Source organism: Pirellula sp. SH-Sr6A, from assembly GCF_001610875.1.
Classification (GTDB): domain Bacteria; phylum Planctomycetota; class Planctomycetia; order Pirellulales; family Pirellulaceae; genus JBKCUI01.
In genome coordinates this window covers 5,646,048-5,665,516 of the sequence record NZ_CP011272.1, presented here as the reverse complement: position 1 = coordinate 5,665,516, position 19,469 = coordinate 5,646,048, and the positions used below count along the sequence as shown (strand labels likewise).

The window sequence follows — 19,469 nt, the reverse complement described above, 5'->3', positions numbered from 1 at the left end:
CATGATTGAAGCACGCGCAGGCTCGTTGAAAGTGACGCTCCCCGTTTCCGAAAACTTGCTCCCATGGAGCCATGGCCGTGCAGCTTCGCGCGACGACTACGCATCCATGGTTCGGGAGCGGTTGGAAAATCCAATCGAGTTTCCACCGTTGATGCTGGCGGTGATCCCGGATGACCGTATCGCAATCGCTCTCGAAGAAGGTGTTCCGGATGGGATCGCGATTGCTTGCGAATTGATTCGCTATCTCCTGGAACATGGATGCTCTGCGGACAATCTAAGTTGGGTCATTGGGACCACCTCACCATCGATCCTGGACGGGGCAAAGAATGCGATGGCCTCGCATGGACTCGATGGTGTACGACTCGTAGCGCACGATCCGCAGGACCAGGAGAATCACGCGTATATCGCGGCGAGCGAGTCCGCAGATCCCATTTATGTCCAACGCGAATTGATCGACGCCGATGTCGTCCTGCCGATTTACTGCATTCGCACTGCAGAATGCCCTTGTGCGAGCGACCTTTTCGGTATCTCGCCTGGGTTCACGGATGCGGCCACACAGCAACGTTGGGGATTGGCGTGGCTCGACGACAACTCCACTCATCTCCACCAACATGAAAAGCTGAGCCGCGAAGCAGGTTGGTTGGCAGGTGTTCAATTTGCTCTCGCTGTCGTCCCATCTATCGATGGAAAAGTCGCCGAGATCCTCGCGGGAAAACCCGAAGCGGTCTTTCGTCAAGGTGTAGAGCAACTCAGCCCGCTCCCGAATGAAACCTACGATCTGGTTATCGGTATCGTCGATGGTGCTCCCCAGCAACAGACTTGGCTCTCGGTCGCGAGAGCTGCGGTCCTCGCGGATAGCATCTGCCACCCGAACGGCAAAGTGGTTGTGTGCTGCGATGTCCATAAAGCAACTCCCGGAATCCGCGATCTCCGCTCCGATGCACCCGCCGAGCAAGCGAACAAACGATTGCTAAGGTCGCACGCCGAAGACGCGTTTCCCGCCGCGGTGCTTCGTTCGATCTGCGTACATCGCAGTGTCTATTTGATGTCATCCCTTTCATCTACTGACACCGAATCGCTCGGATTCGCTTATGTCGATGGCCTCCACTCTCTAGAGCATCTCATCGAACAGTCGGATAGCGTGTGCGTGATACGCGGTGCTCAGTACTAGACGTCCGAGAGGAATCGTCCAGTATGGATCGCCCCAACCATCCATAGGGCGTCATTGGGTCTGAAAACAACTCGAGCCCGCTGAAGAAGCAGGCTCGAGTCGATTCAATTCTGGGATCTATCGGTTACAGCCACGACGAGTCGGAGAACAATTCATCGACCGCCTCGTCGCTCTCTTCGTCCTCACCGATCCACATCGCTAGGTAATCCTCCAACGACTCGGAAGACATTCCCTCTCCTTCTACCAACGGACCGTACAGGCCAGCATCCATGCCTAAATCCGATTCGTTTAGAGTCAAAACCTCTAGCTCCATCGCCGTTTGCTTCTCTCGTACCAACTCGAGATAGCGTGCATTCGACAGGATCTCGACATTGATCGGTGTCCAAGCAACCGGCGATTCCCCTTCTCCACCTGAACCGGCATTACCACGGTTGTTGATGAAGTTGATCACGTCGAGAACGTCGAGCGGATCGGTTCCACCACTTCCATTGACATCTAAGAACGGTGGTTGACCAAAATCATCGGGCAACGTTCGTGCTCCGTTGAAGTTGATGTCGTTGACGATCAACAGAACATCGATCGGCGAAACAAATCCATCATCATCGACGTCGTATCGATTCGTTGGGTTTTGGTGGAGGGATGAAACAACCCGAAGAGTGACCGTTGCGAGATTGCTGGGCTGACCAGTTCTATCCGAAACGAAGTATTGGAAGGTCGCGACACCTGTGAACCCGGTCGGCGGGGTGTAAAGGATATCGCCGTTCGGTTGCACCGAAGCGCCCCCAACATCGGGTCCCGATGCAATCGTTACCGTCGCTGGATCGAGACCACCAACAGTATCAGGATCGAAATCGTTACGTAGAACGTTGATGGTTGCCTGGCGATTGCGAACGATTGTCAACGTATCGTCCACGGCTACCGGCGGAGTGCTCGAGTTCACCGTTACCGTCGCTTCGTTCGAGAATGCCCCGAGCGAATCACGGAATCGATAGGTGAAGGTATCGGGCCCTACATATCCCGCGTTGGGTCGGTACTCGACACGCCCGGTCGAGAGGACTGTCACCGTTCCGTTTACGGGCAAGCGGCCGATTTCGATTGTCCGGACATCGATACTGGAATCGATATCCGTGTCATTGGCCAAGACATTCAGCGAGGTTGCCTGACCTGCAGCGATCGAGAACGAATCGTTCACAGCGATCGGCACATCATTGATACCGGTCACCGTCAGAGAGACCGTTCCTAGATTGCTGGTCAAGCCGGAAGCGTCTCTTACCGTGTACGTGAACGTATCTACGGCTGCTTCCCCGACTGTCAGCCGCTGCAATTGCTGCGCTCCACGGGGATCGTAAACGAAACCACCGTTCGCACTGAGGGTGACTGTCGCCCCCAAGGCTGTCGTGATCGAGCCGCTGGACAAGACGATCGATAAGGTATCGTTCGGCAAATCGACATCGCGATCGTTCGCCAACACACCTGGGGCTGCAATGTTCAACACAGCATCCTCCGTGGTCGTGTAGCGATCGTTTACCGCGAACGGAGCATCGTTCAGCGGTTGAAGATCGATCGTAAAGGTCTTGGGCAAGGAACGGTTAACGTTCGGCGACGTACTTGGTCCGTTATCCACACCCACTACGAAGACTTGCACCGCTCCAAACGCATCGGCCGCAGGCGTAAATGTAAGGCGACCAGTGGCGTCGACCGCGGGTTGGACGAGGAAGAGGGAATTATTGCTATTGGTCACTTCGAAGGTGACGCTTTGCCCTGCTTCGTCCGTTCCGGTTGGCGTCGCCGAGTTCATGCCTTCGGCGCCGACAATTCGCCCCACAAACGGCCCACTGAACGGTCCGAGATCTTCGTCATACACGATGGTTGGACCAAGCTCAAATCCTGGGGCATCATTCAATGCACCCACGGAGATAGTCAATCGATGCATCGACGAAGTGTTGACGTTCTCACCACCTGTAGCACCATTGTCGACCGCTAAGACATCAACGGTGACAACGCCGTTCACGTCGCGAGCAAGAGTAAACGTCAAGACGCCGTTTGAATCGATCGCGGGCTGCACTGCAAAGAACGCAGGGTTCGATGGGGTTGCCGTGAACGAAACTTGTTGTGCATTGGGACCGCTCCACTCGTCTGGAGCATTGATTGGTCCTGCCAAAATCTCGGTTGCCCATGACTGGCTGTAAGGTACAGAATCCTCCAATACGCTCACATCCGCTCCAGGAGCAAACTGAGGAGGATCATTTACCCCGGCGGTTCGAATGATGATCGTACCAGTCGCACTTCGCTCCGGCGAACCGTTATCGGTCACGACGTATCGAACGATATCATCCCCGACCAAATTGGAAGGTGGTGTGTACTGGAACGAAGTGATGACGCCACCGGAGAAGACCGGCACTACCGACCCGCCTCGTTCGCTGGTTCGTTCGATCTGAGTGATTCGAACGGTTTGACCTTCTACGACGCGTTCGTCTTCGGGACCGGGTTGGTCCAAATTCAGAACGTCGACCGCTTGTACGGTAACCACTCGGTCTTCCGTTCCCGCGACGACGAACACATCAGGAATCGGGGGATCGTTCACCGGTGCAATGTTCAAGGTGAAGGAACGGATCACCGACAAATTGGTATTCGGTGATGGACCAGCTACTCCTCCATCCTGCAGTTGAAACGCGACGACACGGCTGATGTTCGCTGTGTTCGAATTGATGTTCGCACGTGTGCGGAACGAAAGCGTACCGTCTGCTTGCAGGGTCGGTGGAATATCGAATACGTTCGTGTCAAATTGAACCAAATTGAAGGCCAATGTCTGGCGTCCTTCGTCGGCAGCCGTGGTTGGACCAGGTCGAATGGCGGTCGCGAAACCGGGCAGCGAAACGACACCTTGATCCTCGACGACATCCAAACTACCAGGGAGCGTGAACTCTGGCGCGTCGTTGATCGCATTGGCAACGATGGTGAAGGTCACGATCGGCCCAAGATTCGTATTGGGAGCTGGCGAATTCGCTCCGTCATCGATGAGTCGAGCAGTCACCACCGAAGTTCCGTTCTGATCCGGAGCCGTTCGGAAAGTTAGTCGACCGGCAGCATCGATTTGCGGTGCCTGAGCGAACAAAGCAGGATTGCTGAAGTTCATGACAAAGGACAGCGTTTGCGTCGCTTCATCCAGTGCCGTGATCTGACCAGCAACTGTATTGGTCGCAGGTCGAACATCTACTGCAAAGTTTGGAATCGACACTAACCCGGCGTCTTCGATGACTTCAACGCGATTCGTGCTCAACGCCGCGAACGGTGCATCGTTCACAGGCGTGACATTCACCACCAACGTCTTCGTAGTTGATTTCGGCGCCGGCAATCCATCTTCTTGACCATTGTCGGTCGCCGTGATGATGATATTGAGGAGACCAGGTACACCGCGAAGCGCTGCAAAATTGCTGTTCACATCCTGCCGATACTGGAACTCCAAGTCTCCGTTTGCATTGAGACGAGGGAGAACAGCATAGAGATCGACGGCCTCCGGCGGAACGCTCACCGAACGCGTGACGGTTTGAGCCGTCGACGACGGTGGCAATTCATCCACAGCTGTCGACGGGCCCGCCAGCTCGTTGAGATAGAAAGCAGGGAAGGTTTGTAATGGTGCGTCTTCTTCAATCGTCAACGTATTGAAGGAAAGATCGAATTGAGGCGGATCGTTTACTTCGGTGACCCGAATGGTAATGATCTGGCGTGGTGAACGATTAACATTCGCAGGGGGTGTCGTCGAAGGGCCGTTATCGACCGCATAGACTTCTACCAAGATATCTCCGTTCGAGTTCAATCGGTTCACATCGGGAGCGAGTTGGTACTCGAAAACTCGATCGGTTCCCGTTCCCACAATTCGTGGATTTACGGCGAATCGACCTGCGGGTGCCAAGACAATGAAGTCGAATGCCACCGACTGCGACAACAACTCGTCGATCGCCGTGGAACGTGCTCCGGCCACGCCGTTGACAATCGAGTAGGAACGCAACGCGGGTGTCGGGTCCTCGGCATGCTGAATCAGCGTCTGCGACAAGGAGTATACCGGTGCATCATTTACGGGGTCAGCCGTGATCGTCAACGTATGTACCGTGGATCGATTCACATGATTGACAACACCACCCGAAGGTCCGTTGTCGATCGCTACCACTTCGACAATCGCTGAACCGTTTGCATCTTGAGCCAAAGTGAACGTAAGCGTTCCATCCGCCGCAATCGCTGGTGCTACTGCGAAGAAGTTCGGGAAGTTCACAGGAGGTGTGACCTGGACGGCAAACTGTACCGTTTGCGCTGACTCGTTAGCAGGCCCAGGCGAAACATTCGTTGCCCACGCTTGCGAGTATGCCGCAGCATCTTCCAAGACGACGACATCGGCACCGGAGGTGAAAGTCGGAGCGTCGTTGACATCCAGTACGCTTAGCGTAATGGTTCCAACGGAACTCAACTCGGGGTTGCCATTGTCCGTGACCGTGTACGTCAGCGAATCCGGTCCGAAGTAATTTGCAGGCGGCGTGTAGTCGAAGGAAATGATCCGATCGGTCGTGCCATCGAACAGAGGTACAATCGTTCCCCCTTGAGCGGTTACCAAATCGACACGCGTAATGCGCAACTGTTGAAGCTCGATTCGATCTTCGTCAATCGGACCGGATCTATCCCCAGCCAGCACATCGCTCGATTGGATCGTGAGAACAACATCTTCGACAGCTTGAGCGGAGTGTGCGTCTGGGACTGGAACGTCATTCACCGGAGTGACAACGACTTGGAACGACTTGCGAACCGATCGGTGTACGTTGCTTCCCCCTTGCGGTCCATTGTCAACCAACTCGATCTCGATCAAAGGATTGACTGCAGGCGTTACGGTAGGATCACTAACCGGCGCGTTGTAGTTGCTGTTCAAATCCGGACGAACTTGATAGGTCAAGGTACCGTCGGAACTGATCGTTGGGATCGAAACAAAGAGATTCGGGTCCCAGCCAACTACTTCAAACTGAACGGTTTGATCCCGACTCTCGTCTTCCGAAGTGACCGTCCCTGGACGAATTCCCGTGATGAATCCGGGGACCGTGACCACGCCCGCATCTTCCAGTGACGTGTGGGTCGCAGGAACCGTGAACTCAGGCGCGTCGTTGACCGGTTGGATCTGAATAGTCACTCGTTGAACGACCGAACGATTGACATTCCCGTTTGCATCATTCAATCCGTCGTCGATCGCGACCAATTCCAGAACAATATTGCCAAGCCCATTGGTATTGAGGAAGTCGCCTCCCGCATTCGCCCAGTTGATATCGGGGGCTAGCGTGTATTGCAGAGCACGGGAAGATCCCGTACCCACCACGGCAGGTGCCACTGCGAAGAGACTTGCTGGGTTGGGATGATTCGCGACAACGTTTACTTCGAAGCTCGAAACCGTTTGCGCGGTCGCTCCCGACAACTCATCCAGAGCCAAGACCGGACCAGCAACAACGTTCTTCACAATGCCATACGTTCGTGCCGAAGGAGTGGGATCTTCCACTTCAGCGATCAAGTTCGTATCTAAGGTGAACAAGGGACGATCGTTGAGCGGGTTGATCGTGATGGTCAACAAACTCGTCGAAGTCAACGGATTTGCATTGATAAGAGGATTAGCTTCCGAGAGTTCATTAGGCCGAACTACCCCGGTGCTTCCATCGTCCTCGATGGTCAGCGCGATCACAACCTGACCGTCGATGAGATCGTTGTAATGATCACCCGGATTGAAGGTGATCGTGTTATTGACCAAATCGACGCTGATCCCGTCACCCGATTTACGTGGCGTTACGAATGAGGCCGCGATGACTCGCAGGTTCTGGGCTGCTTCGTTTGTTGCGATGGTGCCATCGCCATGGCGACCGCGAATGTCGTTCCCCGTAAAGAGCGACGCATTCCACGTAACGGTACGTGTCGGATTGGTCTCGACATCCGCGATATCCTCACTGATGGTGACTTGGTCATCGACTCCGACCGGTACATCGTTTACCGGTAGCACATTGATCGTCACCGTCGCGGGCGTATTGGAGATCATTCGTGCATCGCGAACTTGATAAACGAATGTATCGATACCAAAGAAATTGCGATTTGGGGTATATCGGAACGCACCCTTGAACTCGCCTGCATCGGGACCCGATGTCTCAGGTAGAAACTCAAGCGTCCCGTTCTGGGGCGCTACCACGGGATCGATCGTTGCCGTGAATGGATCCACGTCGTAGACCCAAATTTCATCAGCATCGACGTCATTTGCCAACACGCCGTCCGCTCGCGACACGTCGAGTGCAGTGTCTTCGAGAACGCGGTACTCGCGTGACGCCGTGCTGGGATCGTTGGTCGCCACCGGGGGCAATCCCGGCAGGACCTCGATGATGTAATCCTCCACTTCACCGCCGAGCGCCAGCCCCGAAGGAGACAGCCCTCCGGTCGTACTCAAACGGAATCGAGCCGAGGTGTAACCAATCGCTGCACCGGCTGGAGTAATGAAATTGCTAAAGGTGTTTGCCCCTGCAACTACTGGCACCGAGTCGAGCATTTGCTCGCCCGGGTCATTGAAGTCGTTATCCTGATTCCAGTCGATCCAAACATCGAGAAACCCAGCACCAGAAGCTGTTACCGTTGCGGTGACAGGGGTTGCCGACGCGTTGAAGTAACCTTGGAATCGCACGCCATCTTCGTCGTCCGCCAAGATCCGCAGTTCTGTTCCGGTGAGGGTAACCTGCGGGAGATTCAATCGGCGCGCGGTGATCGCGGCATTCATAGCATCGCGGAACGTCGCAGCGATCACAGTATCCGAATCGGTCAACAAGTTGACACGAACTGCGATATTTCCAGCCGCCAAGGCGGTGGGGGTTCCAGCAGACGTATCGATCACCTGGAAAGCAACAACGTTTCCGGAACCATCGGCCAACGTCAATGTTTGGCCATCCAAAAGGTTATTTCCGGAACTGTTGGTTTTTTGCACGACGACAGAAAGTGTTCCTGTGCTGTCACGGCGAATCAAACCGGCAACGTCCGACAGATCAAAGCGATGATTGAGGGTTCCGTCGAGCGAAATCACATTCGCACTTCGGCGTGCGATGATGTTGAACAAACGCCCTGTTTCAATCGCTTGAGTGTAAATCGCAACTCGCAATGATTCCGCAATCGTATCGGCGGAATCAGCAGGAAGAACGGTTACGCCGACCTCGCCCGCTCCGAGGGTGACGGTACCATCTGTGAATCGGAAGACGACTGTGTTGTTCAGGTTGTCACGGATGGTAATGGCCTTTCCGACCAACGCCGCGCCACTCGCAGTGGTTACCAAACGAGCAGGTCCCGATTGACCTATCTCGAAGGGTAGTCCCGTCGAGAAGGTGACGCTTGAGTCGTTGTCATCTCCATCGGCCCCCGGACTCGTTACTCCATTTGCGTCTGCATCAACATACTGCCCCAAAACCAAGAGAGGCTCGTCGATCGGATAGATCGCATGACGGGCTCCATTGAGCGCGAGCAGTGTGGCACTGTTCGCACCCGTCCCAGCGCGTTCGATGGCGTCTCCGTAGTCCAACGAGACTTCGGGCATCGCGATGGTAAACTGCGTGAGGGAGTTGGCGCGATTCGCACGGAGCTCGTTTCCTGCTAGATCGCGAATGGGAGCGATCGCCAGGACTGGGATCGGAGACGTCACCGAGGTGGCCCCAGTGATCATCAACGTATCATTCGCGAGTGCAAAGGTGGCAACCCCAGCATTGACGATATTTGCAGCAGCCAAGGCTTGCATGATCCGACCGGTCAATACGGTCGCACTCGTCGTATTGCTGAATGGAATGGGGGTCGCCCCTCCCGTAACTCCATCTCCAGAATCAAACTCCAATACAAAGGTGCTGGCGCCGCGCACAACCCGAATTTGCTGACCATCGGTGATGGCGCTTCCTGCAGGGACCGTGAGTCGGTTCGCGGATTGGTTCACCAGCGTCACCTCGTAAACGCTATCACGTCGCCAGAACCCACCCAACGGAGTCAAGCGAATCGTTCGGCTGTTGACGCTGTAGCCGAAAACATAATCGGCGCCCGATACCAAACGACGCCCGTTTTCGGTCACGATTACCGTCGCATCCAAAGCCGTCGAGGGATCGACTCCCGTTCCAGAGCTCTCATCGAGCAATATCTCGAAGAAGTCATAAGTACCCGATCGAAGAATCAAATTCGTCGGAGACAAATCGCCGTCGTTATTGGCCGCATCGTTGTCGAGCGGATTGAGAAGAACAGCAGACGGTCCAACGAAATCCACGCGGTCGATCGCACCCCGATCGATAAAGACGTTTTGGCCCAAACCGGCAGGGGTATTGACTGCTGGATCGTCGCTGCGGCGCAAACCATTGACATCCAAACTCGGAGCCAAGATCGAACTGGTGGGAAGCCCAATTGCCGCCTTCACTTGTTCAATGCTCGAACGGTTCTCCAAGGACGCAACCGACGAGTCGATCGCTTGCGACAATGCCTGGAGATAGAACCGACCGTTGGCAGGGTCATTGAAGAGGGGTTCGGTTGCACCAAGGCTAATTTGGAAGGATTGTACCAAGCCAGCTGGCGATGTATTTGCGCCGTTGAGCTTGTAGATGTTACCACCCACTTCGGTGCCGCTTTGGCTATTTGCCGAAACAGATATGCCTACTCCGAAGTTCGAAATAGCGTTGTTAAGGATCGTGGGAACCGCTCCATCGTTCACATTAATACCCGTGCCGGCACCGGTCCCGTACAGAGTGTTATTGAGAACGCGAGCTACGGTGCGAGGTGGTTCGCCATTGTTGTTATTGCCTGTGTCACCGCTGATGCTAATGCCACCAGCCACGTTGCCATAAAGCACGTTGTTCATCACCACGACGCCAGGCGCGACATTCGAGGAGTTGAAGTTGACCAAGTTTCGAACCGCACCAGGGTAAGGCTTGGTCCCGGTCTGCGTCGACCATAGCGATTGTTGCTGGGCGGCTGCATCCACATTGATCCCGAAGTTCTGGGAATTGCGGACCACGCTTGAGGAAACGATGAACTGACCTTGATCCCGAACAGAGTTCGAATCGCCGAGATCTTCCCCAAATCCAGTTTCTTGACCGAACCGAATGAAGGATAGCTGGGCTCCCCCATTCGTGAATCCGAGAATCCCGCCAGCTGTATCGGCAGCGGCCGAACCATTTAGGAAGATGACCAAGGAACGAGCTGGGTATTCGCCACCAAATCCGCTCATATCTCCGCCAGTTGATGCGGTGATCTTCAAGACCGATTGGGCCTCGGGGCTGTTGATGGCATCTCGGATAGCACGGACGATCTCTACCGCCGTCGCGTTCGGCAATACCGTTATCGGAATGCTGCCCGATGTGACACTGGCCGCAGGGTCCGAAGTCGACGTGATCACATTGAACTCGAAGCGAGCGGTGCTAGAACCGTCGCTCAGGGTGAAGAAGGCTCCGTCTCGTAATCGGCTCGCCGAGTTGAACTGCAATGCGTAGCTCTTGCTCAAACGATCATTCGTATTGAAGGAACGACCATTGGGGCCGTCGATAAGTAAACGGGTCCCTGGAGGCGTTGTGCCGTAGTCGGCAGCTGCTCGAATCTCCAATTGATAAGTTCCCGTTTCGACTTCGTTTGCTCGTAGTCGAGTTACAGGATCCAGGATGGGCTCGTAGAACGGCGTGGGAACAAAGGTGGAGTTGCTCGCGGGGGCGTTGTACATCACCTCTCCTCGCTCTGCAAAACCGATGATGATGTCATCGATTTGCAGTCCTTCGAAGTTGTTCTGCTGTGCCCGGAACGAAGAGGTGAACCGAGGATTCGGAGTGTCCGCTGGCCCAAATCGATCGCCAATCCGACCATCGGTAATGACCAATCGACTGGAATTCGAAACCGCGGTTTGCAATGAACTATGGAAGAGGATGGTATTTCCTCGAACACGGTAAATATCAATATTGTTTTCTTGACCAGCAATATTGAAAGCTAAGGCCAGCGAAGTCCGTACGGCATCGCGAACTTGAATCGCGGTCATCGCATTGGTGATATTGACCGGCTGGGCACCTGGTGTAACAACCCCTGGCTCGCCAATGATGATCGCTTTGTCGGCGCCGAGGATGTCGTAATCCCCAATGGCTGTTGGAGCTGGCAACGGATTTCCAGCCCGGGCAGTCACATTCAACACGTTCCGCGTTGTGGTGTGGCGTGCGACCGTGTACCCATTGGCGGTCAATACCGCGAGCACATTGTCGGCGACCTGTTCCGGCGTCTGCGTCGCAGAGAAAGGAATATTCTGCGCCCCTGCAGCGTTGGAAAATGTTAGTAGCTGCGTCCCGATCTTGATCTGATCGCCCGTTTTGAGACTTGCTCCGCTGGGCAGATTCAGCACCAATCCCAAATCGAACTCGAACACCGTTCCGCCGAGGGTGAAGGTATTCGCATTCGCACCGATCACACCATCGACACCGCCATCAAAGAACCGATCCCCTGAAACCGCAGTGATCTCAATCCCATTGCGAGTTGCATCGGGTTGCAGGGAAGCATCCAAGGTTCGGAAATCGCCACCCGTTGCGAACTCGAAGCGGAGCTTGACATCCCTCAAACCCGCTACGGTTGACAAGCTGACGCGTGCCTGCCGCCAGCCTTGGTTATCGAAGAACTCGGAAGTGATGGGCGGCTTGCCAAACGGGTCGACGTTCGGAAAGTTCACCCCGGTATTACTTACATCGAATTCGTCCGAACCGTTCGTGAGGAAGTTGTCCGCGAAATCGGTACGTGTGCTATTGGTCTGCGGTGCATTGTTGGTACCGAGCAGCGTCCATTGTCCGTCTTCCGCCGATACGTATACCCGGAATGTGTCCAACGCAGCTTGGTTGTCTCCAATCGCGCTATTGCTGTCCTGCGTATTCAAACGGTAGTTGAAGTACAAGTAGGGCTGATCGTTGGCGGAGTACTCCCGCAAGTCGATCAATGCACTTTCAATTGCCCCTCGCGCTCCGCCTGGTGCAGCAACTGTATTGTACTGAAGCGGGGTGTTGTAAATACCGCTGTAGTTGCCTGACTGAGTTCGTTGGTTTGCGTTCGGATCTGCATAACCGAAGCGAAGCGAGACGTTGGTACCTGTTTGGGCATCGCTCGACTGGTTGAAGATGGCTGGACGACCATGGCCTGCCTCGGCCGTGTTTCGCTCGGTCAAATGCCACAAATTGGTATCCAACGAGGAGAAGCTAATGCCGGAAACATTGGTGAGCCCAGCGGATTCCACATAGCTCCTAGCTCCTGGGAAAATGTTTTGCAACACTCCATTGGTATTGAAAGCATACATCCGTCCGTTGGAACCAACGCCGAACAGAAGCTGTGAGTAATTGATCGCGCCTTCAACCAAATTGCGCGGCCCAGTTGTCAAACTTGTGAATTGAATCGGTTGATTCGAGTCGGGATCGTTGATCACCACATAGGAATCGGAGAAGACGTGTCGCTGGGTCAAGGACGGGGTCATACCCATCAATTCGCCCGCGTTTGTCACCGCGTAAAGCCTATTTCCGATTGAAGCAAGACCGGAAACGTTTCCGATCGCTTCGGTGTATCCGACGACGTTGTTGTTGATGTCCGTCGTTCCTGCTTGTTGAACGAAGAAACCGGATGCCATTTGATTGGTCCCAGCCCCCCATCCTCGCTGCGCTGCATTCAAAGCATTGCTGCCCGATGGATTGATCGCGGCGCCCAGAGTCCCGTCGTACGAGCTCAATCGGTAGAGGATGTTCCTCGAGACAACAGGTTGCCCGATCCCAACTGCAGTCGGTGTCCCGTTGACGATTCCAATGATCGGCTGGAATCCACCTCCGTTTCGAGACGCAACCCCCCAGAACGAAGCAGCCTGCGCTCCACCACCCAGATCGGTCGCGCCTAGGGTTGAGAACGCAAGACCGTCGAACGTCAATCCGACCCCGTTGTTACCACCGTTGTTCGGGACTTGGACGACCTCGAACGTCGGTGGATTCGAATTCGGTGTGACACGCGTGGTGGTCGTGGTAAGACCGCTATTCCCGACAGCGGGTGCGCCGTTGCCGATGTCCAAACCGATGAAGTTACCGGAGTTGGCGTCAGTCAAGACGCCTCCCGTGGCTTGTTGATAAGCGATCCCTTGTCCGGAAGGAGTAACCGCCATATCCAACATGGTCGTGTTGGCACCGTAGTTCACGGCACTCGTACCGTTCGTACTATAGGTGGCTTCAATTACTCCCGTTAAAGGATTATTGAAGTTGACGTTTCGTCCCGTCGCAGTGAAAAGGGTGACGTCCGAGAAGTTAAACGGAACGGCCGATGATGCGGAGAATGCAACTTGTACGGGTGCCGCATTGGTCGATGGCCTAGCCGCAGGCAAGGTATCGAATCGATCCTCCGAGATACGACGGACGGAATCGATGGGCTCGACTCGCACGTTCGCAAAGCCGCCTCCATCGACATCGCTAAACTGTCGCATGCTTACATGGCTCTGGCTCTTGTTCGTTACAGCGACGATATAGTCGCCTGGCGGTAGCTCGATAGGACCGATATATGCATCGCGTGTTCCCATCGAACCTCGCGTCAGATCCGAAGTGTCCGCACCCTTCTGTGCCGCCGGTTGATCGTCGTGAATATTCGAGTCGTCGGCCATGAGGACCAACGTCCCATCCGGACGGAAAACCCACAGTTGCGTGTTGGCTCTTGCCAAACCATCGGCGTAGTCGACGTCGAAGATCACCGAAACGTGGGCCGACGGTGTCGTGCTGACTTGTTGAATCGAATCGCGAGCCGCTGTGAATCGGAAGAAATCGATGTCATTTGCAGACGCAAACTGCCCTGCAATCGACATGCTCGCCCGGTCCGACGAAAGCAAATTCCCTAAAGTCTGTGCGGTTGCGAGAGCATTATTGGTCTCAGGATTGGTCTCTCCATACTCGCCTACCAACGGCGAATGGATACCTACACCACGTGCTTCGATACCGGTCGAAGCAAAACGAATGTCGGCATAGCGAACCGTCGAACCGGAGATTTCTTGCGTTTGTTGCAATCGCAAATGGAGCTTGTATTGCCCCACGGTAATCCCCGATCGTACCAGACTGGGGTCCGTCAATCGGGCAGTGCTCGTTCGATCCACTCCCCCGGGTCCAGGCACCGGCGACACGTTGCTGCTGCGAACGCGCACAAAATAGTTATTGATGCTGCCGGCCGATCCAGGCAATACAACCCGGAATCCTGCATCCAGTGGGTTTATGCCCTGGAAATCTGCATCGGTTCCAAGGAACGAATTCGTCGGTGCGCTCACCTCTTGATCCATCGGATTCGCTCGGCCCACTGGAATCAACGCAGGGTTCGAGTAAACGGACGAAGCAAGCGACTCATTGAGCGAGTTATTGCTTTGGGCGATGATCTGCCCATTGGCATCGATGATCTCAACCACCGAATCCAATGTTCCAGAAGTTTGATCCATATCGAACCAAACAGTGGTCCCCGCGGTACCGATAAATCGATACACGTCCAGATCGCTCGGCGAAGCGATCGCACCGGTAAGAGTCACCCCGAGCCGGAGATTCTCATCGCCGCTCGATAGATTGGGGGCGATGGTTCCAACATCTTCGGCTGTCGCAGGGAAGTCGTTCGAGCCAACACTCGCGAGCAAATCAGGCTCTCGCTCGTACGACTGATCGACGTTGCGATCATTCGAGAACGGTTCGAATCGTACCGACCGCCAGCTGCCTGGCGTTGGAACGGTCGCGCTGCCATTGTTGTTCGTGTCCAACATCGAACGCCCAGCGAAATCGAAACCAGCTCCGATCGAATCATCGGCAAGACTGGTAAGCACAACCGGGAAGCCTGGGCTGCCCAGCAACTGCAAGGTTCCGCCGATTCGATCGGTGATATCCAGGGGTCGACCTGCTGCCGTGAACCCTGCGTTCGCCCCATTGAGCTTCACAACCAAGCTTTCGTCGGCGCGACTTGTGAGCCGCAAACCGCCATAAGTGTGGAAATCAGGAATCACAATCTCATTTTGCAGAACGTGGACGATATCGGTATCGTCCCAAACGCTCTCGGTGGTCAATGTTCCGCCGCGCACGGTCATCCCATTGATCGCGTTGCCTCCCAGTCGATTGTTGCTAACGAGCGGACCGAAATTCCCCAATCCAATCGGCTCACGGGAGTTCGAACCCGTCGAGCGGCCAAAATCACGAACGGATTTGAAATTGAGCGAGTTGGCGTCGATGCTGATCGCCGAGGTACTCGCCCCCAAATTCCCTGTTCCTTGAGAATTATTACGGATCACATTGTTAATGATGACCGGCTGGCTCGCCAAGACGAATATGGCAGCTTCGTCGTTCTCCCCACGTGCATCCCGGTTGGTTGTTCCAGGTGTTCCAAGGCCCGACGCATTGTTCTCAATCAAGGAATTCGCGATGCGGGCTGTCGACTGATGGACTTCGATCGCATTGAAGGAGGCGAATCCCCCAGGCACACGCGAATTGCCACCACCAAAGGTGATGACCGTGTTGTCCAGACTCAACTCACCCAAATGCCTAGAGATAATACCTGCCCAGTCCCCGGGTAACCCAACACTACCATTTCCGTCGTTGTTGGTGTCTAAACTACCGCCTGCACCGAAGCGATCGTCAAGTCGAGAGGTGAAGACAATCGGTTTCGCCTCGGTTCCCTCTGCGAGCAATGTCGCGCTGATACCGACTTCAATCCGTCCCCCTAGCGCCTTGATCACGGTGCCTGGATCGATGACCAAACTTGCATCGCGTCGCGATCGACTTACGGAGGTCAAGCCTAAGGTCTGCAATCCACCTGCGATCGTGCCGCCATTGTCGAAGTATTGATTGTCATCTCGGTTGAGATTCGCGACCAACCGATACACCGGGGCTCCACTCCCGTTCACTTGATTGTTATCGCGCCGATAGAGTTTCCGCCCTACATAATCCAGAGTCGCTGTGGGCAAATTATCGAGACGGATGGTTTGGCCTGCCGCGACCAATCCGGTCGTCACCGCACTGGTGAGGCTTTCTTGCCCAAATCGGTCGACGTAGGTCATCAAATACTCGACCGCAGTCGCTGCAGCAAATCCAGGTGTCGCCAACGAAACAGGATTGAGCGTTACCAACGAGATGTTGGGCCGGAGCGCTTCGCTCCCCGCTCCGCCTGGCGTGCCTTGGATAATCAAGTTTTCGCCAAGTACGATCGTGATTTCGGAGTCGTCGATCCGACCTGGAACCGTGAGTTGCTCCAGACCTCCACCAGCGGTCGTATCGATCTTGATAAACAATCCGTTGATGGAGTTATTTTGAACCACGTTGGACCGGATGTCAGGCCCGACCCGAGTGTAGTCCGGGATGAACGCACCGACATGCTGGTAACGAGGCTCGGTGAAGAGAGTCTCTTCGAAGCTGTTGGGATCCGCGCTGATCGCGGCGTCGCCGCTTCGGGTGATGATGTTGTTCAGAATCAGAGGGCGAGCTTCCGACAAATCGATCGGACTGACCACACGGGCCAATGCACCTTGCCCAACCTGTCCACCACCATATCGAATATCGGCGTTGGAGATTGTGTTCAGGAAGACTCCCTCGCGTTCCCGGTCAAATCGACCCTGCGCGCGATCGAAATCGTTGCGAATCTCAATCCCTCCCCAATTTCCCGCGGACGGATTGGTAACCAAGGGATTGGTGTCTTGCCCCAACGACTGGTCGTTGTAACTGGTCATGTACACAGGGAGCCCCGGGACCCCGAGCACTTGAATGGCAGAACTAGAGCGATCGGAGGTGGAGTCATTGCTACCCACCAAAATGCCGGATCCACCAAATTTAAGAATCGCGCCCGCGTCGATCATCAAGGTCACGCCGCGGGGGACATTCAAAGTCGCGCCATCGGAAAGCGTTCCAACGGCAGCTCCACCATCGCCAATCTCATAGGCTCGATCATCCGTCAAACTGTTGGGCGTACGGTTATCACCTACCAACCGGATGATATCGCCCGGTCGTGCAGCAGCCGTCGCATCGGAAATTCGTGTAAAGGGCTGCGTCAACGAACCGACTTGCGCCACCCCGAGATACGCTTTGTCCACGTACAGAGTCCGCGCGGGACCGGAGGCTGGAGGAGCGACAATGCCTGCGTACGGGGCCGCCGAGCGGAACCAGAAATTGAAATCGCCACCCGCGACTCCGTCCCCATCTCCATCCAATGCGCTCCCCATCGCGGTCGAGCCTGTCTTCTGCTCAACCATTTGTCCAATGATCGTCGATTTGAAATCGAACCGAAGCTGGTATTGGCCTTGGCTGACAGCCCCACTCCCCGTGTTCGAAGCCAGAGGATTGTTGTCCTCGTTTCCTTTGCCGGTAACCGAGATGAAATACTCGCCCGGTCCCAAGTCGGCTTCAATGAAGGAATCGTCGCTGAAATAGTTATTGTTGGCATTGACGATCGACAATGAGCCGTCCGCCTCCCGTTTGAACAAAGTCAAATAGGTATCGAGATTGCTCGAGTTGTTCAGCCGTTCCGCAAAGGTCTCGATGCGAACCGTACCCGCTTGGGTTACCGGAACTTCGAATCGATAGAGATCGACGTCTCGATTGTCTGGTCGATACAAGTTCTGTCCGTGAATCACATCGGCGTTGGCGGGGTAAATTTGTTCCAGAACACCACCGGTGCTGGCGGTGCTATAGCCCAGCACGTTCGCGGAACCCATGATGGTTCCAGGAGGCAGATCATAGGTATGCCCATACCCCATCACGTGTCCTACTTCGTGCATGGTCGTTTCAAAGAAACTTTGCGTACCCGGGATATTGGAACCTTGTCCAAAGGAGTTGTCCCATTGTTCCGATGCATCCATGATGGCCAAATTGCCACCCGCAACACCAATCACGTCGCCAGGACCACTCACGATACCCAGCGGGGCCATATCCCCCACGACAACTTGAATGTCCCCGCCTTGAACAGCACCCACCCTCTCAACGAAATCGATACCAAGTTGAGCGGAGAAAAACTCAAAAACCTCGCGAACACGCTGGCGCTGGTCGGAGTTGATGGATGAGAAAAGAGGTCGCCCCTGAACGTCCACACCGTAGGACTGGTTGTCCATGAAGCTGTAGAAACGCGTCGTGATCTCTGGATTGCTATCCGTACCGTTGAGGTGGCTTTCATCTTGGATATCCCGGTGCCCAGGTTCCAAATTGTTACCGGGGAAGTCCAGCAAAAGCTGGTTGCCTGCCAGCGTGCGAATTTCCTGGGTGATAATGGTCGAAAACGATCCGTTCAGAGTGCCTGTTCCCAGACCCGTCACGTTCACGGCACCATTGAGCGTACCCGCAGGATCAGCTCCTGGGGTTAACGTATTGGGAGCGATGGGCGCCAAGACATTCGCGACCGGAGCATTGGAACCAACTCGCAGGCGGAACGTACCTCCTCCTGAAGAACTCGGAAGGGAATCGATATCTTGCGCGAACGTGAGCGTCGCTTTCTTGAGAACCGGATCATACGAAATGGAGGTCGGCTCGAAGACTTCATCGTCGTTCGGGCTCACGGTGTCCTTCGTCAAAATCAATTTATAGAACTGCCGATCGACAACCGAAGGATTCGCTCCCAACCCGGTCGTGATGGCTTGGTCGTAGAGCTCGTTGTCATTGAAATAAACTTCAATGTCAGCTCGGCGCTGCGAAATCGTTCCATTTCCTGCGCGATCGATAGGCTGCGGCACGACGGCGATGATCTTTGTTCCCAGTTCCAAATCGAACGAGAAAGTATCGCGATCGGTCCCCGCAATGCGAGGCAGCAACGCTTGCCCCGCAGTGTTCTGAATAGGTGTCGGGCTCCCTACTCCGAGAACCTGCACGGTGTACAAGTCATCCGGAAGGGGCTGAGAGAACCTGGCAATCACGATTCGGTTCGATTCACCGAAATTCAGAAAGGCAGGAATCTCGCGAATATCCGCAATGGGATTCGAAGCTCCAACGGAAGCACCAAAGGCACGATCCCCTCCGGAGCGAATGATCTGGATGCCGTTGGCAATCGACCCCAAAGTAACGTCCGAATCGAATCGCAGTACCAACTCCCGCGGAGATTCGCTTAATGTGTTTTCGCGCGTGACCGATAGAAGTTCGCCAGCGTTCGGAGCGACCGATAGGAGACGCGGACCATCTGCCGCCATGAGATCTCTTCGTTCCAGACCTTCGCAAACCATCCGGCGAAATTGCTCTCGCTTGGTTTGTACGAAGGATCGAATTCGGTTTGCGGACTTCGATGCGTCAATACCCATGTTGACCTA

2 protein-coding genes are annotated in these 19,469 nt (G+C 54.9%); one reads left to right on the top strand and one right to left on the bottom strand.

Features of this window, described 5'->3' with window-relative positions; translation table 11 throughout:
- The first annotated feature begins 1 nt into the window (after position 1).
- Positions 2–1,171 (top strand): lactate racemase domain-containing protein, encoded by a 1,170-nt coding sequence (locus VN12_RS21900; RefSeq protein ID WP_168164567.1) that lies wholly within the window; start codon positions 2–4, stop codon positions 1,169–1,171.
- A 124-nt stretch (positions 1,172–1,295) separates the two neighbouring features.
- Here VN12_RS21900 and VN12_RS21895 read toward each other — a convergent pair whose 3' ends face one another.
- Positions 1,296–19,460, bottom strand: a complete 18,165-nt coding sequence (locus VN12_RS21895; protein ID WP_146678800.1) for an Ig-like domain-containing protein — start codon at positions 19,458–19,460, stop codon at positions 1,296–1,298.
- Positions 19,461–19,469: the final 9 nt, after the last annotated feature.